Annotated in this window: 19 protein-coding genes; 12 read left to right on the top strand and 7 right to left on the bottom strand. The window is 39.7% G+C overall.

Translation table 11 applies throughout. The annotated features are described in order from the left end of the window. Window positions 1-27 precede the first annotated feature (27 nt). From RCG20_RS10100 to fabZ, 3 genes are all read left to right on the top strand, one after another. Window positions 28-864: a flagellar hook-basal body protein gene (locus RCG20_RS10100; RefSeq protein WP_308184109.1), complete on the top strand. Its 837-nt coding sequence runs from the start codon at window positions 28-30 to the stop codon at window positions 862-864. Between the two features lie 15 nt (window positions 865-879). Then, window positions 880-1,377, top strand: a complete 498-nt coding sequence (locus tag RCG20_RS10095; RefSeq protein WP_308184108.1) for a DNA-directed RNA polymerase subunit beta — start codon at window positions 880-882, stop codon at window positions 1,375-1,377. Window positions 1,378-1,706: 329 nt separating this feature from the next. Then, the gene (gene fabZ / locus RCG20_RS10090) at window positions 1,707-2,144 is read left to right on the top strand and encodes a 3-hydroxyacyl-ACP dehydratase FabZ (RefSeq protein ID WP_308184107.1); all 438 of its coding nucleotides are present in this window, start codon (window positions 1,707-1,709) and stop codon (window positions 2,142-2,144) included. 665 nt (window positions 2,145-2,809) lie between these two features. On the opposite strand, the gene RCG20_RS10085 is transcribed toward fabZ, so the two are convergent. Both RCG20_RS10085 and RCG20_RS10080 read right to left on the bottom strand, forming a co-directional pair. Further along, on the bottom strand, window positions 2,810-4,501 hold the full coding sequence (locus RCG20_RS10085; protein WP_308184106.1) for a methyl-accepting chemotaxis protein: 1,692 nt from the start codon (window positions 4,499-4,501) through the stop codon (window positions 2,810-2,812). A 232-nt stretch (window positions 4,502-4,733) separates the two neighbouring features. Then, window positions 4,734-5,153 (bottom strand): YwpF family protein, encoded by a 420-nt coding sequence (locus RCG20_RS10080; protein ID WP_308184105.1) that lies wholly within the window; start codon window positions 5,151-5,153, stop codon window positions 4,734-4,736. 293 nt (window positions 5,154-5,446) lie between these two features. On the opposite strand from RCG20_RS10080, the gene RCG20_RS10075 reads away from it, so the two are divergent. Both RCG20_RS10075 and RCG20_RS10070 read left to right on the top strand, forming a co-directional pair. Next, a complete protein-coding gene (locus tag RCG20_RS10075; RefSeq protein WP_308184104.1) occupies window positions 5,447-5,812 on the top strand; it encodes a single-stranded DNA-binding protein in 366 nt (121 codons plus the stop codon). After that, window positions 5,802-6,026: a hypothetical protein gene (locus RCG20_RS10070; protein ID WP_308184103.1), complete on the top strand. Its 225-nt coding sequence runs from the start codon at window positions 5,802-5,804 to the stop codon at window positions 6,024-6,026. The genes RCG20_RS10075 and RCG20_RS10070 overlap by 11 nt, the downstream gene beginning before the upstream one ends. A gap of 558 nt (window positions 6,027-6,584) precedes the next feature. On the opposite strand, the gene RCG20_RS10065 is transcribed toward RCG20_RS10070, so the two are convergent. Continuing rightward, window positions 6,585-6,995, bottom strand: a complete 411-nt coding sequence (locus tag RCG20_RS10065) for a helix-turn-helix domain-containing protein (protein WP_308184102.1) — start codon at window positions 6,993-6,995, stop codon at window positions 6,585-6,587. Between the two features lie 229 nt (window positions 6,996-7,224). Here RCG20_RS10065 and RCG20_RS10060 point away from each other — a divergent pair, with 229 nt between their 5' ends. Next, window positions 7,225-7,668 (top strand): hypothetical protein, encoded by a 444-nt coding sequence (locus tag RCG20_RS10060; protein WP_308184101.1) that lies wholly within the window; start codon window positions 7,225-7,227, stop codon window positions 7,666-7,668. Between the two features lie 351 nt (window positions 7,669-8,019). On the opposite strand, the gene RCG20_RS10055 is transcribed toward RCG20_RS10060, so the two are convergent. The 3 genes from RCG20_RS10055 to RCG20_RS10045 form a co-directional block, all read right to left on the bottom strand. Next, the gene (locus RCG20_RS10055; protein WP_308184100.1) at window positions 8,020-11,229 is read right to left on the bottom strand and encodes a DEAD/DEAH box helicase; all 3,210 of its coding nucleotides are present in this window, start codon (window positions 11,227-11,229) and stop codon (window positions 8,020-8,022) included. After that, window positions 11,222-12,853, bottom strand: coding sequence for an SWIM zinc finger family protein (locus RCG20_RS10050; RefSeq protein WP_308184099.1), 1,632 nt, complete (start codon window positions 12,851-12,853; stop codon window positions 11,222-11,224). Before RCG20_RS10050 ends, RCG20_RS10055 begins: the two co-directional genes overlap by 8 nt. Before the next feature lie 389 nt (window positions 12,854-13,242). After that, complete coding sequence (locus tag RCG20_RS10045) at window positions 13,243-14,316, bottom strand: C40 family peptidase (RefSeq protein WP_308184098.1); 1,074 nt, start codon at window positions 14,314-14,316, stop codon at window positions 13,243-13,245. Window positions 14,317-14,540: 224 nt separating this feature from the next. On the opposite strand from RCG20_RS10045, the gene RCG20_RS10040 reads away from it, so the two are divergent. Then, complete coding sequence (locus RCG20_RS10040; protein WP_308184097.1) at window positions 14,541-14,699, top strand: YwzD family small protein; 159 nt, start codon at window positions 14,541-14,543, stop codon at window positions 14,697-14,699. Between the two features lie 646 nt (window positions 14,700-15,345). Here RCG20_RS10040 and RCG20_RS10035 read toward each other — a convergent pair. Further along, window positions 15,346-16,281 (bottom strand): DMT family transporter, encoded by a 936-nt coding sequence (locus RCG20_RS10035; RefSeq protein ID WP_308184096.1) that lies wholly within the window; start codon window positions 16,279-16,281, stop codon window positions 15,346-15,348. 533 nt (window positions 16,282-16,814) lie between these two features. Between RCG20_RS10035 and RCG20_RS10030 the strand changes: the two genes are divergently transcribed. Genes RCG20_RS10030 through RCG20_RS10010 form a run of 5 tightly spaced genes read left to right on the top strand, consistent with a single transcriptional unit; the run spans window position 16,815 to window position 21,559 of the window. Continuing rightward, the gene (locus RCG20_RS10030; RefSeq protein ID WP_308184095.1) at window positions 16,815-17,819 is read left to right on the top strand and encodes a LacI family DNA-binding transcriptional regulator; all 1,005 of its coding nucleotides are present in this window, start codon (window positions 16,815-16,817) and stop codon (window positions 17,817-17,819) included. Then, window positions 17,809-18,717, top strand: coding sequence for a ribokinase (gene rbsK / locus RCG20_RS10025; protein ID WP_308184094.1), 909 nt, complete (start codon window positions 17,809-17,811; stop codon window positions 18,715-18,717). Before RCG20_RS10030 ends, rbsK begins: the two co-directional genes overlap by 11 nt. Beyond that, the gene (gene rbsD, locus RCG20_RS10020) at window positions 18,717-19,112 is read left to right on the top strand and encodes a D-ribose pyranase (protein ID WP_308184093.1); all 396 of its coding nucleotides are present in this window, start codon (window positions 18,717-18,719) and stop codon (window positions 19,110-19,112) included. Before rbsK ends, rbsD begins: the two co-directional genes overlap by 1 nt. Further along, window positions 19,113-20,615: a sugar ABC transporter ATP-binding protein gene (locus RCG20_RS10015; RefSeq protein WP_308184092.1), complete on the top strand. Its 1,503-nt coding sequence runs from the start codon at window positions 19,113-19,115 to the stop codon at window positions 20,613-20,615. It begins immediately after the preceding gene. Beyond that, window positions 20,612-21,559, top strand: coding sequence for an ABC transporter permease (locus RCG20_RS10010; RefSeq protein ID WP_308184091.1), 948 nt, complete (start codon window positions 20,612-20,614; stop codon window positions 21,557-21,559). Before RCG20_RS10015 ends, RCG20_RS10010 begins: the two co-directional genes overlap by 4 nt. Window positions 21,560-21,567 lie beyond the last annotated feature (8 nt).

The following is a 21,567-nucleotide window of genomic DNA, read 5'->3' as shown; positions in this document are numbered from 1 at the left end:
ACTACCTTTTAAAAAGGAGGGATACACATGAATAGCACAATGATTACTGCTACAAATACGTTGAGTCAATTGCAAAAGCAAATGGACATAATAAGTAATAATCTCGCAAACGTGGATACGAATGGTTTTAAAAGTAAACAAGCTAGGTTCACTGATTTGCTTTTCAGCCAGTTGAACAATCAGCCGAATGCTAGCGCTGAGCAAAACCGGTTAACACCAAATGGGATCCGTCAAGGCTCAGGGGCTAAATTAGGACAAATACTAACGGATATGAAACAAGGAAGTCTAAAATCAACGGGACGTGAGCTTGATACAGCTTTTCAAACGGAAGGTCAGTATTATAAGGTCTTAGTACAAAAGGACAATTCTAGCTCGATCCAATATACACGAGATGGCGCTTTTTACTTAACGCCGGTTGCCAAGAATGAGGTTATGCTTGTCACAAGTGATGGAAATCCAGTATTGGATGAAGGCAATCACCCGATCACAATAACAGGCGATGCAAGTAAATACACTGTGAATCCAAATGGCTCGTTGGATGTGACCATGACGAATGGAACCAAGAACTCTTACAATCTTGGTGTAATCCAAGTCAATAAACCACAGTTTTTTGAACAAAAGGGCGGCAATTTAATCGGTCTCCCAGATAGTGTGCCGGCTGGAAGCACTAACAACATATTTACTAACTTGACTGGGCAGCAAAGAGAGAAAATTTCAATTGGGCAAGGAATGCTTGAGAATTCAAACGTAGATATGGCGAAGGAAATGACTGATTTAGTTAGCGTACAGCGTGCTTATCAATTTCAAGCAAGATCAGTCACGATGTCTGACCAAATGATGGGTCTAATTAACGGAATTCGCTAAAAGGGGTACTTGAAAATGTCGGCAAATCGGCCAAAAACAAGGGAAGAATATAAGCAGCTAAAGCTTGAAGAGATGAGAATGGCAGAGCAGGCAAAATCAGATGAAAAGCAAAGGGCAAAACAGGCTAAAATGGAATTAAAACAAGCAAAATTGGATTCAAAATTGAAATCAAAAATGGATTCTAGATCAGATTCCAAGTTAAGTTCAAAATTGAATTCGGAAAATTCCTCAAAAACAGATTCGAAGATTTCAAAAGTGGACCCGAAAATGGATGTAAATCAGCCAAAGTTGGATTCGAACTTGGATTCAACGAAGGCAAAAGTACGCCCAAAACGGGTTAGAATCCGCCTGATCCCCATTTGGCTTCGTCTTGTTATTTTAATCTGCATGATCATAATCTGTGTCACAGCTGGTGCCCTTGTTGGTTATGGAGTAATTGGCGGCGGGAAAGCCACAGACGTTTTTAAAGAATCAACTTGGACGCATATCCGCGATCTAATTGATAAAAAATAACCATTGATCGTATGAAACGATTAAGAACATTTACAAAACATATCTATAAAACAGTGGATTCTAAAAATCACACTGTTTTTTTGCATTATGACATATCCCAAATATCCTTGAAAAAATGACAAACTTCGATAAGTTTTAGTTTTGATCAAACGTTTGATCAAATTCCCCACAAATCTTTATCTAGAAAGTTTCCACTCGAAAAAAAACTAAAAAATTTGTCGATTCCAATCAAAAAAAATATCCTGGAAAAAAGAAACTGAATTATGATTTACGGAACTTAAATGTTAAAATAAAAAAATAAACACCTATTATTAGGAGGAGGTACTAAAATGCTTGATATTGCGCAAATAAAAGAAATTATTCCACATCGTTATCCATTTTTGCTGGTGGATCGAATTTTAGAAGTTGAAGAGGGCAAGAGAGCTGTTGGTATTAAAAATGTTTCGGCTAATGAGGAATTTTTTAATGGCCATTTTCCTGATTATCCGGTTATGCCTGGAGTGTTGATTGTTGAAGCACTTGCACAGGTCGGTGCTGTCGCTGTATTAAAAAAGGAAGAGAATCGCGGGCGCTTAGCATTTTTTGCAGGCATTGAAAATTGCCGATTTAAAAAGCAAGTAAGACCTGGTGACCAGCTACGTCTTGAAGTCGAAATGGTCCGGGTACGCGGTCCGATTGGCAAGGGAAAAGCTGTTGCCACTGTAGACGGTGCAATTGTATGTGAAGCTGAAATTACATTTGCATTAGGAGATAAAAAAGAAGAATAACGAGAAAATGTACTGATATATCTACAAAAAAGATCAGTCAGTCTTAAAGCCTATCAAAAACATTAAAAATATAATGAAAATGACTATCAAATCGTAAGTTGATTTGCTGGTCATTTTTTTTTATAAAAAAGGGGTTTACTGTTACCACCGATATCCACGCCTAACGGTCAAGTTTGGTCAGCTACAAAATATGAAGGTCGATGAATAGTTGTTTCGCAAATGGAATACTCTTTTTCGCAAATGGAATAACTCTTTTCGCAAATAAACCCCGTTTTTTCAAAAGTAAACCTTCTCAAAACGGATATAAAGGAAACTTTGCACATAAATAGGCCCTTGATTTTAAAGCTTTAGCCACCCTCAATCAGCTAAAAATAGTCATTTAAATATAAAAGTTTCTCTCTCGATTGAACTTCGTACTTAAATTTAATAAGGAACAGGATATAAATTCAAAAAAAAACATCGCGGATTGCGATGCTTTCTGTTAAATTTATTTATTTGTAATTGGCTTGGTCTTTTTTTGCAGATTTCGGAATTTATCTGGTTAGCACTAGCAGCTTGGCCCCCTGAAGAACGAGAGCTGTTTTTCCCTCGAAGAACTAAATGAAATCAGAACCGACTTTAGTACCTAGCTCCTCAAAGACGCTTACGCTCAGTGCAACCTACAATTACAATTTAAACTGCGAAACTGCCGTTTGAAGTTCGTCGGCAAGTTTGGTGAGTCCGTGGGCAGATGCAGTTACCTCTTCCATTGTTGCGACTTGTTCTTGGGTTGAAGCAGAGCTTTCTTGGGTTGTAAGCATTCCTTGTTCGGCGATTTCTTTTACAAATTCAATGGTTTGAACGATTGTCGTGCTTTGGGCTGTTAATTCCTCAACTGCAGCTGATACATCTTCCACTTTTGAAGAAACTTCCTCAATCGAGGAGGATATATTTGAAAAGGCTTGATTGGCTTCTTTTGTGGCAGAAAGCCCCTTATCTACTATATGATTACCGTTTTCAACAGCATGGATGGCTTGATTTGTTTCTTCTTGTACAAAGCGAATCATATTTGCAATTTTATCAGCTGAATTTTTCGATTGAACAGCTAGTTTTCGTACTTCATCTGCAACAACAGCAAACCCTTTTCCATGCTCGCCAGCCCGTGCTGCTTCAATTGCAGCATTTAGGGCAAGTAAATTAGTTTGTTCTGCAATATCGGTAATAAGTGATGCAATTCCGTCAATTTCTTTCGAACGACTACCTAGCATGGAGACAATTTTCGATGTTTCTTCAAATGAAATATTGATATCATGCATATGTGATACAACGGCTTGTACTGATAGAGAACCATTTTTAGCTAAGTGTGTTGCCTTGTCAGTTGATTCTTTCATGCTTTCACTAGAATGTGAAATTTGAAGGATTCCTGTGGCCATTTCTTGGACAGAGCTGGATACTTCCTCAAAGTGAACCATCTGCTTTTCAGATCCAGCAGCTGTTTGTTGGACACTTTGTGCTATTTGTTCCGCAGCTCGTGAGTTTTGTTCATTGCTTGCCAGTAACTGCTCGCTAGATGATGCAACACGAACAGAAGAATCATAAACCATTCCGATCAATTCTTTTAAATGATGGGATAGCCCATTCAAAGAGCTCGCAAGGACGCCGATTTCATCCCGATTTTTCACCCTCAAATCTGGGACTGTTAAATTTCCACTAGCTAACTGCTTAAGCGAATTGGAAACAGCCACGACAGGTCTCGAAATCGAGAAATTGATTAACGTAACAATAACGATGCTAATAACAATTGCAAGGGCACTGATAATTAGAATGATCAATTTGACCCCATTCATTTGTTTATTGGCTAAATCGCGGTCATCTTGCATTTGTTGTGATTTGTACTTTACTACATCATCCACGGCCGTTTGAAACCGATCCCCAGCATCCTTAGCTGTAGTGGTTGCTAGTGTTATGTATTCATCTTGCATATTTTGCCTTTTAAGCTCAATTTCTTTATTAACAACTTGTAAAAATTGATTTTGGCTTAATCTCATTTTAGTTAATAATTCCATACCTTTGCTATCTTTTTCAGCGCTTTCAATTTCGTTGTACGCCTTTGTGAATTTTGAAAAAGCAATTTGATAGTTTGTAACTGCTGTAGAATCTTTTGTTAAAAGGTATGCACTCACTGAATTCGATTGCTTGAATAATTCAGCTTTATAGTTTTGGATCATGTCCACTTCGTGGGCATCCTGGTCTAAAATTTGGCTGTACAATTGATCCATCTGGCTAATTTCAAAATTGGCAATTCCGACTATGCCTGCAAGCAGCAAAAGTACAGCTAAAAATCCGCCAATCAGTTTTTTACGAATTGTGAATTTCATCCTGCTTCCCCATTTCCTTGAATGTCTCTTTCCATTTTACACTGAAATTGTCGATATTTGTGTAATAATTTGGAGAATAATCAATTTTTTCAAAAGAATGTGAGTAAATAAAGAAATACATGCCTGCTCCTACTAAAAATAGGCTGGAGCGGGAGTACCATCGCCATTTTTTACATGGAAAGGGTTAATTTATAAAAAAGACCAGCCCTACTGCAGGCTGGCGAAAGTGTATTTATGTTAACCGAGGCTTCCTTTTTATTTTTTCTTTAAATTCACGGAGAAGTTCGTCTCCAGAAAGTCCATTTTGAAGAAGGGATTCCAGTAATAATTCGGAATAGTTCACCTTGGTACGACGCAAGCGACCTTCAAATAAAACACTTATATGATGCTCGAATTTTTTTAATGAGGTAATTTTTGTTTGAAAAAAGGCTGGGTCATTTTCCCTTTTCGTGATGATGGCCTGAACAATAATTTCTCTATTCTCGTCAGTAATTTTTTTGAAATAGTCGTAGAGGGATTGCTCTGAATATGCTTCAAGCAGCCAGGTAGATTTCTCATCTTCCTTATTAATAATCAATCCATTGGTTAATGGAACCTCAATAATCCTATCATCTTCCACAACTTCTAATGAGACTAACTTAAAGGTTTTCATCGTGATCCTCCTCATTTCTTTCATTTACTAAGGGAGCCATTTCTATAGACAAGCACTATCCGGAGTTTGTTAAGTAAGATTATAACACAATCTTATTTAAACCCATTGTCGAAAAATATTTGTCGAAATTGTGAAAATTGAATTTTGTACATAAATTAGGCTCCAAAATTGAATTTTCGCCTAGGTAAAAAAGAATTTTGAGAATCAATTTGCATCTAAAATTTTATTATGTCTTTTTTACATGAGGGCGAGCAAGTAGTAGGATATAACCATCAAACAGAAAGGAGATTATGATGATAAATCAAGTTACTTTAGTTGGAAGATTGACCAAGGATCCCGAATTGAAAATAACATCAGATGGAACGCCGGTGATGCATGTGATACTAGCAGTAAGTCGGCATTACCGAAATCAAAATGGCGAAGTTGATACAGACTTTGTCCAATGCACACTATGGCGAAAAGCAGCCGAAAATACGAACCAATATTGCAAAAAGGGATATGTAGTCGGAATTACGGGGAAAATTCAAACCCGCCATTACGATAACAAGGAGGGACTTAGAGTATATGTAACAGAAGTGGTCGCCGAGTCGATTCGTTTCCTCAGTAGCAAGCCTAAAGCAGAACAACCTGTAAAGGAGGAAATGCCAATTGGCCTTTAATAGTGATGTAGCAAATAGCCTAGAATTGTTACTTGAAAGTTTAATCAAAATGGTAGGAAAAGCAAATCAAAAAATTGATCACCTGCAAAAGCGAATTGTCCAGCTTGAATGGCAGCTGAGAGAACAACAACTTCTCAACAAGGAAAATAGCCCCAGAAACCTGATCATACACCCTACATCTAAAGCATCTGCCCGCAAATCGCTTCATTCGTAAGTTACATTCCCATCAAAGTGTTCCCCCACTAAGACAGAATCAATCGCTTCTCCGCAAAATACCTCCCCCTTATCCAGCGTAGTTTACGCTGGAGTTTTTTTGGGTTCGAATAAAAATCAATTGGCTTCGTATAGAGGGTGACTTTGTTTGAATAAAGTTGTGAGAATTTGTATAAAGAGAAGAGTAAAGTGAATAAAAACCAAGTAATTTCGTATAAAAAGCGTGGTGAATCATAATAGGTTTCCTGGTTTAATAGAAAGAGAGTGGTTGCGTCCGTAAAAACGGAAATCTTGTTAAAAACAAAAAATTCTTATAAATTCATCATCCATTGTATAAAAACTACCCCTATGGGAATACTTTTATAAAACCCCCTTTTTTTAAAAAGAAGCTGCTGAAAATTATTCAGCAGCTTCTTCGTATTCTTAGCTAATAAGAAAGTTTAACTTAGCTATTGCATTAAAGGATGTTCTGAGCGTTTTATTATTAATCAACACTTAAATCGCATAAGGGCAACTAGGCAATCGCCGGCGCTAAGGCTTGGCGCTAGCCAAGTTTTCTTTATAGCCATTTATACTTTTTCAGTACCTTCATTTCTGCCTTCGTTTTCTCCAAAAAATAAGCTCTCCGGTTCGATTCCATTATATTGATATCCATGAGTATGCTTTTTAAATCGGGCTCCTGTTGGACTAACTGAAGGATAGCCTCTAAATCCTTATCCAAAGGGTTTTCCTTTAATATATATGCAGCTTTCTCTTTAATCGAAAGTAAGTTGTTTAATTCAACGACTAAATAATCCTTTTCTACCTGATAAGCTTCCGCAAACTGGATAACGATCTCATAAGGAGGAATGCTTTTTCCAGTTTCATAACGACTAATCGTAGATCGGTCAAGCTTCATCTTGTCTGCCAAATACTGCTGTGACCAGTTTCTGCTATCACGCAGTTGCTTTAATTTTTCGGATAAAGACATCTTTTCCACCGCCGTTTAAATGATTGACTTTAACTTAACGGGAAAAAGAAGTGGAAAGTTTAAATGTGTAAAATCCGCACGATGTTATTTGTTGAATTTCTACACACATAGTGTATAACTCTATTGTTACTGGGTTTATGGTAAAAATTAATTGGCAGGAAAAAGGTAATTAGTAGTCGAATAATACTAGTGAATGTAAAAAATTGTAATAATAGGAGGAAATTTGCGAATGAAAGATAATTGGTTTTTACTTTTTCCGAAAAAGGTCTTGGGCATTGTCATTATTTTTATTGGAAAGCAGCCAGGTGATAATGAGATTCAAATGATTGAAAAGCCTGGTTTCTTCGACGCACTACAACTTTTAGATGAGCAAACTCCCGCACCCATGGATCCTCCGTACCAATTCATCCCACTTACAGGCTTATCGGATGAGACTTACTGCTACAATGATCCCCAACTTTCAAAAAAGATTAATTTCAATTTTAATGGAAATTCACTGCAATTATTTGGAGACGACCAGGACCTCACAAAGGAAGCTGTTTATAACGTCTTTAACCACTTCCTTGTTAAAAAGGGAAAAAAGGTGCTTTTCCTAACCGAAGCCCCAAAGGATAAAATGAGCCTTAAGCATAAAGGTCAGATTCTTGTGAGAAATGAAAAGAAAAAGTTGTAAATAGGGTTACAAAGACTGCCGGGTAAAATCCGGCGGTCTTTGTTTACTTTAGGTATATGATTATTGAAAATTACAGTATCCTTTTAAAAAAACTCCCTTGATTCTCGCAAACTATTGAAGGTACCCGCGAGAATGCTCCGTTTACCCGCACGTTTTACAATATACCCGCTAACTGCCTAGGAGCCGGTAAATTTATCAGCTAAAACGCCAGTCCGGGGACTGGCGAGGTAATCTAACCAAATAAAAACAACTTGAACTAATTACCCCGACTCCACACATACTCCCAAACAAAATAAAGAACCCAGCACTTATCCCAGCACTGAGTCCTCGTTACTTTCGCATTTCACAATCCTACCCCAAATACACTAAATCCTTCAGCTCATCTGTTGACATCTCGGTAATCCAGTTTTCGCTTTGGATAATTTGATCATTTAAAAATTGCTTCTTTTCGAGCATGGCATCGATCTTTTCTTCAAGCGTTCCGGTGCAAATTAGCTTGTGCACATGGACGAAGCGTTGTTGGCCGATCCGGTATGCCCGGTCAGTTGCTTGATTTTCAACGGCAGGATTCCACCAGCGGTCGTAGTGAATTACATGGTTCGCTGCAGTCAAATTCAATCCAGTGCCACCAGCCTTCAACGAGAGCAAGAAGACTGGAAACTCCCCGTTTTGGAACTGTTCAATCATCTCATCACGCTTGGTTTTTGGCACACTTCCATTTAAGAACGGGACCTCGACCCCAAACTTTGTCTTCACCAACGCTTTGATCATTTCACCCATTTCAATGTATTGGGTGAAAATCAAACAACTTTCGCCCTGTTCCAATACGGCATCAATGAGTTCAGCAAGCTTCTCCAGTTTATTTGATCGATCGAGGAGCTGTCGTGTCACTGATTTTTCTTTTAAATAAAGGGCAGGGTGGTTGCACAATTGTTTCAAGCGGCTTAGCATTTGTAAAATTAATCCTTTGCGCTCAAAGCCTGATAATTTTTCAATTTGTTCAAAGGTGTCTTGAACAAGCTGTTCGTATAGTGACGCCTGTTCAGCAGTTAGCGGACAGTACTCTTTTTGCTCCAGCTTGTCAGGGAGGTTTAGAGCAACCTCTTCATCCTTTTTCGTCCGGCGTAGCAAGAATGGACGGATCAACGATTGGAGCTCGTGCACTTTTTCCTTTTTTTCATCCTTTTCAATTGGGATGACGAATTTTTTCTGAAATTGACCAAGACTACCTAAATAGCCGTGATTGGTAAAATCGAAAATTGACCATAACTCCGATAGTCGGTTTTCCATCGGCGTTCCGGTTAAAGCAATATGGTGGCGGCCCTTTAATTTTCGAACGGCACGGGACTGCTTTGTTGCCGCATTTTTTATATTCTGCGCTTCATCAATTGCAATCGTGCTCCAAATCATCGAATGAAATTCCTCTGAATCCAAATGACTTAGTCCATAAGAGGTAAGCACAACATCAACATTTTTTACTTTTTCCGAAAAAGCATCTTCCTTTAGGCGGTTGCTCCCGTAATGCAAATAGATTTCCATGCTCGGTGAAAATTTCTCCAGCTCCTTCTGCCAGTTCCCAAGAACGGAGGTAGGGCAAATAATCAACGCTGCTTTAGTCGGTTCCTTTGCAGAAGCTCCGCCATCTTCATCACTCTTACGGCGGGTTACCTTAGAATTGACCGAAGCAGACTCCCCACTGCTTGCTCGAGGGTTCACAACCCCCTGGAATTCAGCCGAAGCATCATCTCCACCAGATCGCATCTCAGCCGAACCACCCGACTCCAACCCCTCAAAACGTTCCTTCTCCTTCACCATCAACAAATAAGCAATCAGCTGAACCGTCTTCCCAAGACCCATGTCATCGGCAAGACAAGCACCAAAGCCGTACTGGCGCAAAAACCACAGCCAACTCATCCCGAGCTGCTGGTACGGACGCAATTCCCCGACCAAACTCTCAGGAACAGGCTGTTCAGGAATTTCTTTGATTTCCGAAAGCTGTTTCACCATTTGCTTCCACTGCCGATTTAATTCAATTTGAATCCGTGCAAATGCTTTTGGATTTTCCAATTCATCCTCGGAAGCGGGGGATTCAATCAGCTCCTGCTCAAGCAAGTCCCGAATATGTAGCCCTTCTTTTTCCGCCTGTTTCATCAAATCCTGAATTTGCCTGATGAATTGTGGATCAAGCTTGACCCAGCGGCCACGAATATAAACAAGCCGCCGTTTCTCCTCAACAAGCCCGCGGAATTCATCCTCGGATAAATCTACGCCATTCATAGAAAAGCGCCAATTAAAATCGAGCATCGCCTGTAGTCCGACAAATGAAGGTCTGTGACTAGAGGTTCCTTTCAGCGATGCTTTCACCTTTAAGTTGGCATTTTTCATGGCCTGCCACCAGGAAGGGAGGAGGATCTCCACATTCAATGCGACAAGTGTTTCACTTGCCTCAGTTAGGAACATCCAAGCTTCATCCTCAGTTAAGTGAGACTTCAAACGTTTCGCTCCGTCCTCAGAAACCAGCGAAACGCCTTCACTATCGCTATCCGCTCCATCCTCAGAAACGAGCGAAACACCATCGCTAACACTATCCGCTTCATCCTCCAACCAAGGAATCAACCGCACCCAACGCTCCTGCTCGCGGCTGACCCTGTCTAAATGCGAACGCCAAACCGTAGGTACAGCCTTGTCATTCACACCATATATCTCATCCACATTTTTCTTTCCACGTAAAAATACATCAAGACTCCACAGGCCTTCACCATCAACAGGCTCATCAAGCTGCAAACCAATTGAAAACGGCACAGGACTTTCCCTAATGCCAACCCACTCAAGCCAGCTTTCCTCATCAAAATAGCGCGCAAGCTCACCGCTCGAAATGTTTTGTTTTTTCAGCAAATCAAGCTTTGGCCCGAATAACTTTTTCATAGAAGGATTCCTCGTTAAATAGGAATCGAGCGCATGATTATATAAATCAGAAATGTAGTGAAGAGCTGTTTCAGATTCATCAATCACGCCATTCTCCAGTGAACGATCCGCCGAATCTTCCTCACCCTCTGAGTGGACAAAGTCCGCCCGACCAGCATCGTCCACTCGACCTGACTCTTCACCCATCCCAGGCCCATCTCCACCAATACGCTGCACCCAAAACGCCGAACCAAACTCATCCTTAACTCGCTCCGGAAGCTGCCACTGAAAACGGCCATCCTCCCAAGCTGAAAAATCAGGGAGCCAATCCTTTTCGTTGATCCCCTCATAAAGAGCATGGGCGGCAGCAAGGCAAATTTCCGACTCCTCACTCCAGTCCCACTCGACAAACCGATTGAACGACTCTTTTGCAAACAACGTGACAAGCTGCCAACCGCTGATCGCAATTCCTTCGACTCCGTTCACTGTTTCCGAATCAAGCAGCGTCCCGAAAAAACTTTCTTCATGACGGCTGAAAACAAGATTTTTCCAGGTGTCTGGAGCCAAAAAATCCCCATCTTCATCCTGTGCCGCTAAAAGGTATCGACCTTCATCTAATTTGATTGTAAGCAACTTTAGAAATCTAGTTTTAAGCATCTAGTAACTTGCTCCTTCTGCATTCTTCATGAAAAGCGCGGAGGCGTTTTGTTTTTTCCATCAGGGTGTCGAAGAAAAATTGCCATTCATCTAAGCGCTTCAATTTTTTATACAATGTCCGTAGTTTTTTCAAATGCCGGACCGCTACCTTATAGCTCGAACGGTTTTTCAGGCTAATCTCATGCTGGGCCGACTGATGGAGCAGGGCCAGCAAAACCTCCGGCTGTTCTTTTTCAATCAATTTAATTCGATCCTTTGGGAGATCCGTATAGTGGAAGCCGATAAACGAATGCAGTTCACCCCAGCGGTCGAATTGACGCCGATCAAACAACATGTATTCATATTCATGAAAACTGTAGGGAAGAGTCTGCAACAACATCCGTTCAAATAAATCGATGCGCTTGCTCTCCGTGCAATACGGCTGGACCGCCTTCAGTGCCAATCTTGTAAAACTTGAGCAGGGATAATAGGATCCTAAGAATTCCATATACCTTTTTATTTTTTGTGAAAATAACTCAATCATCGGTCCAATGCGTCTCCACGCTTTTTGCTGCGACAACAAATCAATCCAAAACAACATATAAGGCGTGATCGATTGATCCTCCATGCTACCCATCAACCCCAATGCCTGGTCATCATTCCCGAGCATCACATTTTGATGAATGCCGCCAATCAACAGTGGTATCGGGTTCTCCCAGTCCTGCAAGCCTCGTGCCAGTGAAGCAATTTTTTCACCTTCACCCTCACGCCAATCTCGATTCTTAAACAACTGCGTCCACAAATGCCGATACAAATAAATCCGTTCATACTCGAGCTTTCGGGCACATGTTAGCAATTCACTTGAATCGTTCTTAAACTTCTCCATAAACACATCAAATGCGAACGGATGCGTTTGCAGACCAATTTTAAAAACAAGATCTTCCGTCTCATCGATCATTCGTTGAAACAAATGCAGATAGGATCGCTTCACCATCTCCTCGGTATGCCCAAGCTCCTCGCTAAACGCAGCCAACTTCTTAAAAGTAAACACATTCCCGATCAATTCATAAAGCAAACGCCATTCCTGCTCCATCGGCGCCCCGGCACGAATCCGCCTGTGGTAAATTCCAAACAGCTCCACAATAATATAAGGGCTCTTCGACTTACTCGATTTCAGCAAGGTATCGAAGCTTTCCTCAAAGGACTGCACCCAGCGTTCATAATCCGGCTTCATTACCCCGTTCGCCTTCACCAAATCCCGGGCCCGTTCCATTCCCCATTTTGCAGAAGACGTGACCGCGTGTACAGGCTCCCGCCATTTCTCCATCCACTCCGAAACACTACCCACCCTCGAATATGCTGCAAAAAATGCTGCCATCAAATGCCGACAAAATCCCTCAGATGGGCACGTGCACTCACTCACCCCAAGGAAATTCAAATCCAACTCCACCCGGACAGGAATCACATCCTGGACAGCTGCCGTCGCCACATCACCATTTATCTTTAACTGCCATACCATCCCTTGCCGGTACAGCATCATACCCTTTTGAATCAACTTTACATCCTCAACCACATGCGGATTCAACAACTCCCGCATCTCATCCGCCAAACCTTGCAACTGTTCACTAGCAGAGATCGACTCCAAGTCGTTACCTCCTTCATTCCAAAAATCCATATTCCTTTATTATACCCAAAAAACCACCATTAGAGGAGTATGGCAACTTCTTCTTTTATAAAAAGGAACTCTATTGCCAACATTCTACCCAACAAGCCCCACTACTAAACTCACTTTCTTCTATTTAGAATAAGTCTACTAAAAAAAATGGTGTCGAATAAAAAAGTAGAGAAAGTCTAGTAAAATAATTGTCGAAAAATAGTGGATCAACCACTAAATTTTGCAGACAAGATTTTTAGTAGTTTGCAATTCCCGACAAAATAGTAGAAATCCGCAAAACAGCAACGAATCCCACCAAGAAATCTCAATCAACGAAAAAGCCAGCCCCCACATAATGGAGACTGGCTACGTAAATTATTTTAATAAAACCGCTTGAATCCAGCAAAATGCTCTTGATAGTAGGCACTGTCTAAGCTTGTGATCGTGACGCCATGTACTTCGTCAGCATGGATGAAGCTGTTGTCTCCGAGGTAAATTCCCATATGGGAGATCCCGACTTTGTAGGTGTTTTCAAAGAAAACGAGGTCACCTGCCTGAGGTTTATCGACAAAGTAAGAGTGGTTGTAGTAACCATCTGCTGAATAGCGGCCAACGGAAATACCCGCTTTATTTTGAACATAATAAATAAATCCACTGCAGTCTAACCCTGCATTGGTACTACCTCCCCAAACATAGGGGACACCCATCAGATTTTTGGCCTCCTGAATAACGGTGGTTGTTGTATTGGTTGCTTCGACAACAGGTACAGCATTGGTTACCTTTAATGTTTGACCGACATAAATAACGTCGGAGGATAGCTTGTTTAATTTCTTTAAGTCAGCAACAGTCATATTGAATTGTAAGCCAATTTTCCCTAAAGAATCGCCAGTTTTGACAACATATTCTGCGGAGACAGTTGGGATAACTGTTATTTCTCCCTTAGTCTGATCAGTTGTACTTGAACTTGGCGGTACGACTGGCTTAGGTTTAGAACTTTCCTTAGGCTTTGATTCAGTCTTTTCCGTGGTCTTAGGTCCAGGCTTCGCAGTTTCAACCTTGACAGCAGAAACATTCAGCTTTTGTCCTGCATAAATTATAGTGGTACTCAATTTGTTCCATAATACTAAGTTAGCAATGGATGTCCCATTGTGACTAGCGATTTTCGCTAATGTGTCGCCTTTTACAACCGTATATATTTTTACAGCAGAAGCCGGAACCTTAGGAGCTGGCTTACTCACAGGATCGGGAACTTTTATGACCGCTCCGATTCGGATGGAATCGGAGCGCAGACTGTTTAATTTCGTTAATTCAAGTACACTTGTATGATATTTAGTTGCGATCTTAGAAAGAGAATCGCCTTTTTGAATCGTATATGTATTGGCAAATGCAGTTCCAGTGTAAATAGCAGAAAGAATGGTTGCGGTGGCGAGGGCAGATACGACCTTTTTCTTCACTTTTACTATCACCTCGGTAGTTTAGTAGACTTACCACAATTTTCTCCCAGTTTATCACAAAAAGTCTAATAATTATACAAAAAGTGCAAAGGAAAGCAAGGGAAGGTTCCCTCGCTTCCACCATTCACAAAACATTCACAGTTCCGGTGATGGAAAAAAATTTACATTCAAATGAAAGTTTAATAGAATAAATAAATACGATTGAGAAAGGAGAACCTGGGTAAATGGTAGGTACGACGCAAGTACAAAGCAATTTCTCGGAAATTGTCAAAAAGGCCTATGAAATTGGAATAAGTGATAGAGCCATAACCGTTCAAAAACTAATTGAAGATATCAAATCAGACCTGATAAAAACAGGACAATATACTATAAAAACAGGATGAAGTCACTTGCACTTCATCCTGTTTTGTTTCTATTTTGACCGGATTGTACTTCATCAAGAAGAATCGATCAGTATGTTAAACCATATTAAAAAGCAAGGTGTAGTAAAAGAGAGTCAAATCCAAGTTTTAATTTAGAGGCTCTCTGAGTTGAGACTAAAACAGAGAATGCCAAACAATTACACTATTTAATCAAACGATGATTAAATAGGCATAAATCATTGATATAAAGGGATTTATCTATGTATTTAGCAGGAATCCATATGTGGCGAGTCTGTCACACCCGCACTGAAAAAGTGAGTGGCCAAAATCCACAAGGTAAAAAATCCTACTCAAAACAACCTCATTTGTTCAGTTCCAGCTTGTTCTTTATTTTCCATTTTATAACCGGTTAGTTGTTTTTCAAACATGTTTTGAGAAAACAAGGGGAAGGTTCTCATGTTTTATATTGAGGTGTCATACCCTCGCTCAGCTAAAGTTTACAGCGATAAAGTATTAAATTAAGACAAGGGCCGATTACTTACCGTCTGGTGCTTGCCACTTCTCGAAGAATCTTGTTTAAGGAAATATCTTTTTTAAATTCAGCCTTGTGGCGATAATTTACAAGGCTGAATTCAACCAGGTGTTGACTTAAGTTGTCTGGCGTTATTTATTTGATTTCCTTTTCAAGAGTTGAATGTGTGTTTTCTTTTATAGCTTCATTTAAAGGAAGTGCCTTCTTCTGCTGAATCAAAAAGAAAAAGACGCCAAATAGGACGAGTATGCCGCCGACAATTTGCCAGCCGACGAGGTGCTCTGACAGTAGCAAAACGGCTAAAAGCGTTGCTCCGACAGGTTCTCCTAAAATGCTCATTGAGATGGTTGTAGCATTTACATAGTTTAATAGCCAGTTATTAATGACGTGAGCGATAGTCGGAACGATGGCGAGTAAAAGGAAAATTCCCCATTCCTCTGCTCTATACCCACCAAAAGCAGCACCCGTACATAGGTTATAGATTGTGAGAACAATCGAAGCAAAGAAAAATACACAAAAGCTATAAATCCAATGCAATACTTTTTTCACAGTGCTTTGTCCGATAAATAAGTAACCCACAACGGCAATGACACTTAAAAAGGAAAGTAAATCACCGATAATGGCCTCCTTACTTAAAGCCCAATCTCCCCAGCCAATCATGGTTGCTCCGACAATCGCCATACCCATCGTCAGCAATGCGGGTAGAGTAGTTCGTTCTTTAAACAGCCAAAAGCCGCCAACCAACGACACAAGTGGCTGCAAGGAAAGAATGATAGTGGAACTTGCTACCGTTGTTAATTTCAAAGACCCGAACCAAAGGACAAAATGCATAGCTAAAAAGGTGCCGGAAAAAAATAAATAGAACCAATCTTTATTTTCTATTTTTTTAAATTCTCCTCGATTTTTCCAAACAATCGGTATCATCAGCAAACTAGCAAACCACATCCGATACATGCTCAAAATAGAAGCGGGCGCATCTGACCATTTTACGAAAATTGCGGCAAACGATACGGCAATAATGGAAATGGTAAGTGGTAACCCAATTGATGGTGAACTTTCTCTCTGTTTCATGTTTCCCCCTATTCTGCTCCTTGCAACAAACAAAATAAATACTAATCATTCACTATTTTCTTACATGCGTGGGGAATAGACAAGCACAACATTTACAATTTACATGCCAGTCACCACCCTATTTTTGTTGAAGATTGATAGGTTTGGTGTGTTATCCAACCGCAACTGAACAGGAAAAACATGGGGACGGTTCTCTTGTTTCATTTATTCTACGGAGAGCAGTTCTATGTATGGTTATTTTTACTTTCAATTTGTTAGGAACCTTTGCAGGAATTTAGATCTGCACGTCAGGCTACAAGAATTTTGGGTGTTTCTCTTAATCTTATATTTAAAGCATAGGGGAAGGTGGAAGCAGAGAACCGTCCCTTTGTTTTTTTCTTGACTTTAAAAATGAAAGTGTTTACAATAAAAACAGATAGAGGTGTAACCGGTTACACACGATGAATCTTGAAGTTAAAAAATTTTTTAAGCTTTTATGTAACGGGTTACATAAAAGTAATAGTATAAACCGGTGGGAAAGTTGGGTGAACAGCGTGAGCACAATTAAAGATGTTGCAGCTGCGGCAAATGTGTCGGTGGCTACTGTTTCTAGAGTTTTAAATAATAATGGCTATGTAAATGAAGATACTAGGAAAAGGGTAGTACAAGCCATTTCCAAGTTAAATTACATTCCAAATGAAGTGGCTAGAAGCCTTTTTTCGAAACAGTCTAAGACCATTGCACTAATTGTTCCAGACATTAAGAACCCATTCTTTCCTGAGGTTGCTAGAGCTATTGAAGATTTGATGAGTAGTCAGGAATATACATTAATCCTTTGTAATTCGGATGAGAAAATAGAAAAGGAAATCATGTATTTAAATGCTATGAAGCAAAAATATGTGGATGGAATTATTATTGTCACCAGTACTTTGACACCAAAGCATATTGAAAAAAGTGACATTCCGATTGTTGCCTTGGACCGGACGATTAGTATGGATATCCCATCTGTTTCCGTTGATAATTTTGAAGGAGGCAGGCAAGCGGTTCAGTACTTAAAGAGTATTGGTTGCAAGAAGATTGCTCATATTCGAGGTCCACATACGATTATCAATGCGGATGAACGTTTTAAAGGATATATAGATGAAGTGAAAAATGAATCATGGTTTAGTGATGATTTAGTTGTCAATGGAAATCATCAAGTGCTCGAAACAACAAAAGTTACAAAAGAATTACTAATGAAGCATTCTGATATAGATGGAATATTTGCAGGGAACGATTATATGGCCGTTGGTGTATTAAAAGCTGCAGAGCAGTTGGGAATTCGAATTCCAGAGGATCTTTCCGTGATAGGATTTGATGGAATACAACTATGTCAATTAACTAGTCCAGAACTAACAACCATGGCACAGCCGATTTATGAACTAGGTTATAGGGCTGCTGAGCTTTTACTAGAAATGATTGAAGGAAAACCGATATCAAAGCTGCATTATCAGTTTCAAGTGAAATTAATGAATGGTCAATCTACAAAGGTTTTAGGAGTGACAAACGATGAAAAATAAGAAAATAACTATTGTAGGTAGTATCAATATGGATTTAGTAACGTGCACAAATCGAGTTCCCGTAATGGGTGAAACGGTTATGGGGGAATCCTTTCATACAATCCCGGGTGGAAAAGGTGCTAATCAGGCAGTTGCCGCTGCAAGATTAGGGGCAGATACTTGTCTTGTTGGATGTGTTGGGAATGATACATTTGGGCAAGATTTATTGAGCCATTTGAAAAATCAAGGTGTTCATACAGGTAATGTGGAACCGGTTACACATTCATCAACAGGAACGGCCTCCATTACGATAGCAAATGGAGACAACCATATTATCGTAATTCCTGGTGCCAATTATGCTGTAACACCGGAGTTTGTTGCAAAGCATGAGCAAGTGATTGCGGAGAGTGACATATTAATGCTTCAATTAGAAATTCCCATTGAAAGTGTTGAAAAAGCGGTGGAGCTCGCTAACAAGCATCATGTGAAGGTAATCTTGAATCCAGCACCAATCCAACCACTTTCGAAGGAATTATTGCAAAAAGTAGATTATCTGACTCCGAATGAATATGAGCAGCAATTGCTTTTTTATTCAAATGAATGGACAGAAAAAGAGCGAGAAGAAATGATGAAAAAATGCATCATTACAAGAGGTTCAAAGGGGATCACTTTTTATCAAAATGGGAAAAAAGAACTACCTAGCTATAAAGTAGATGTAGTTGATACTACAGGGGCAGGGGATTCATTTAATGGAGCTTTAGCAGTTTCCTTAAGTAATGGAGCTGCCTTGGAGGATGCTTGCCAATTTGCGAATGCTGTTGCGGCCTTATCTGTTACAAAACTGGGTGCCCAAGGTGGAATGCCAACAATCGAAGAGGTTCAAACATTTTTACAAAATCAAAAAGGGAATGAAGCTTGATGAAGAAAAACGGAATCCTAAATAGCCATATATCTGAGGTGCTTTCAAGGATTGGGCATACAGATACGATTGTTATTGCTGACTGTGGCCTACCAATCCCAGATGAAACCATTCGGATTGATCTTTCTTTAAAAAAAGGAACACCTTCCTTTATAGAAACACTTCAAGTCGTTTTAGAGGATATGAAGATTGAAAAAGTAACCCTTGCAAATGAAATTAAGGTAAATAATCCGGACATCGAGGAAAAGGTTACGAATCTTTTAAATGGTGATCCTATAGAGTACGTGACGCATGAGGAGCTTAAGCAATTAACGAAAAAAGCCAAAGCCGTTATCCGTACTGGGGAAGTAACACCGTACGCAAATATTATTCTACACGCTGGAGTGATTTTCTAAATGAACCTCATACCTGTAATAGAAATGAAGGGCATAAGCAAATCGTTTTCTGGAAATAAAGTGCTGGACCACGTTGATTTTCAGCTTTTACCTGGGGAAGTCCATGCCTTAATGGGGGAAAATGGAGCAGGGAAATCGACTTTAATTAAAATTTTAACCGGAATTTATGAACGTAATGAAGGGAAAGTTTTTAGTAAAGGAAAAGAGGTCCATTTTAAAAATCCGAAGGAAGCTGAGCATTCAGGTATTGCTGTGATCCATCAGGAGTTAAATATTATCCCTGATCTAACTGTTTATGAAAATATGTTTCTTGGGAAAGAGCTAACAGTAGGAAGATTTGGTATTACCAAAGATAAAGAAATGAAGAGAAAGACAAAAGAATACTTAAATCGATTAGGGATCGATATTGATCCTACTATAGAAGCTGGACAATTATCCGTCGGTCAACAACAAATGATTGAAATTGCACGGGCTGTTGCTGCAAATACAGAAGTACTCATCATGGATGAGCCGACAGCAGCATTAACCGATCGGGAAATTGAAGCACTATTTAAAGTGATTTCCGCCTTAAAAGAACAGGGCGTTGGGATTGTTTATGTATCACATAGAATGGAAGAAATTTTTCAAATCTGTGATCGGATTTCTGTTCTGCGTGATGGTCAATTTATCGATGTAAAAGAAGTTGCAAAAACGGACTTTGATGAAATCGTGAAATTGATGGTTGGAAGACAGCTTGGGGAACGTTTTCCAGAACGAGATACAAAAATTGGTCAAGAACGGTTCAGAGTTGAGAATCTAACACATAAAGGCAGCTTTGATGATATTAGTTTTTCGGTTCACCAGGGAGAAGTCATTGGTGTAGCCGGTCTTATGGGTGCAGGTCGGACAGAAATCATGCAAGCAATATTCGGTTATCGAGCACTTGATGGCGGAAAGATGTTTATTGATGGGAAGGAAGTCACCATTAAGACTCCGTATGATGCAATTAGAGCTGGAATTGGTTTTGTTACAGAGGATCGAAAAAGCCAAGGTTTAATTCTTGAACTCTCTGTACGAGAGAATTTCTCGATTACCAACCTTGATAAAATCTCTAATAAAAGCATTATTTCCTCTAAAGATGAAATTAGCATGGTAGATGAGATGATTGAAAAACTCCATGTAAAAACATCAGGACGTGAGCTTAGTGTTAAATCCTTGAGTGGTGGTAATCAGCAGAAGATTGTCATTGGTAAGTGGTTAGGAATCAATCCGAAAATCTTAATTCTTGATGAACCGACTCGGGGGGTTGATGTTGGTGCGAAGAAAGAAATTTACCAATTGATTAACGATCTAACCAAACAAGGTGTTTCAATCATAATGGTGTCATCGGAACTTCCTGAAATCTTAGGTATGAGTGATAGAATTCTTGTGATTCATGAAGGAAAATTATCTGCGGTTCTTAATAAATCTGATGCAAGCCAAGAAAGAATCATGCAATTTGCAGCGGGAGGGAGTAAAAAATGAAATCCTCAACCATTTTTTCTAAACAAATTTTACAAAAACTAGGCCCCTTAATTGGGTTAATCCTTATTACGGTTATCCTATCAATCGTAAGCTCAGACTTCTTTACGTTAGAAAATGTTTTTAATGTTTTACGTCAAGTGTCCATTAATGCTTTAATCGCATTCGGAATGACGTTTGTCATCTTAACTGGCGGTATTGATTTATCCGTTGGCTCCATTTTAGCTTTATCCTCAGCGATAACAGCGGGAATGCTAGCAGGTGGAATGGACCCTATTTTAGCGATGTTAATTGGACTTGCCTCAGGTGCTGTCATGGGGGCAATCAACGGTCTCTTTATTACAAAGGGAAAGGTTGCACCGTTTATTGCAACATTGGCAACGATGACCATTTTCCGCGGACTTACTTTAGTTTATACAGATGGTCGCCCGATTACAGGTCTTTCTAATAGTTCCTTTTTTGAAATAATGGGTAGAGGTTATTTTGGATGGATTCCTGTTCCAGTTGTTTGGATGATTATCTGCTACCTCATTCTCTACTTTATTTTGAAAAAGACGACCTTTGGCCGCAGAGTTTATGCGATTGGCGGTAATGAAGAGGCATCTATTCTATCAGGAATTCGTGTTGGTAGTGTGAAAATTTGGATCTATTCTTTAACAGGTGCATTATCTGCTCTTGCAGGTATTATCCTGGCTTCTCGTTTGAACTCTGCACAGCCTACGGCGGGTGCTTCCTATGAACTAGATGCTATCGCATCCGTTGTGCTGGGTGGTACAAGTCTTTCAGGCGGAAGAGGATGGATTTTTGGAACATTGGTTGGGGCACTCATTATTGGAGTTTTAAATAATGGTTTAAATTTAATGAATGTTAGCTCCTTCTACCAACAGGTAGTTAAAGGAGGTGTTATTTTACTAGCCGTCTTACTTGATCGTAAAAAAACAGCTTAAACTAATAT

The sequence above is a fragment of the Neobacillus sp. PS3-40 genome (assembly GCF_030915485.1).
Lineage (GTDB): Bacteria > Bacillota > Bacilli > Bacillales > Cytobacillaceae > JAUZPL01.
The sequence above is the reverse complement of the archived record's forward strand: the minus strand, read 5'-3'. Positions and strand labels throughout refer to the sequence as shown.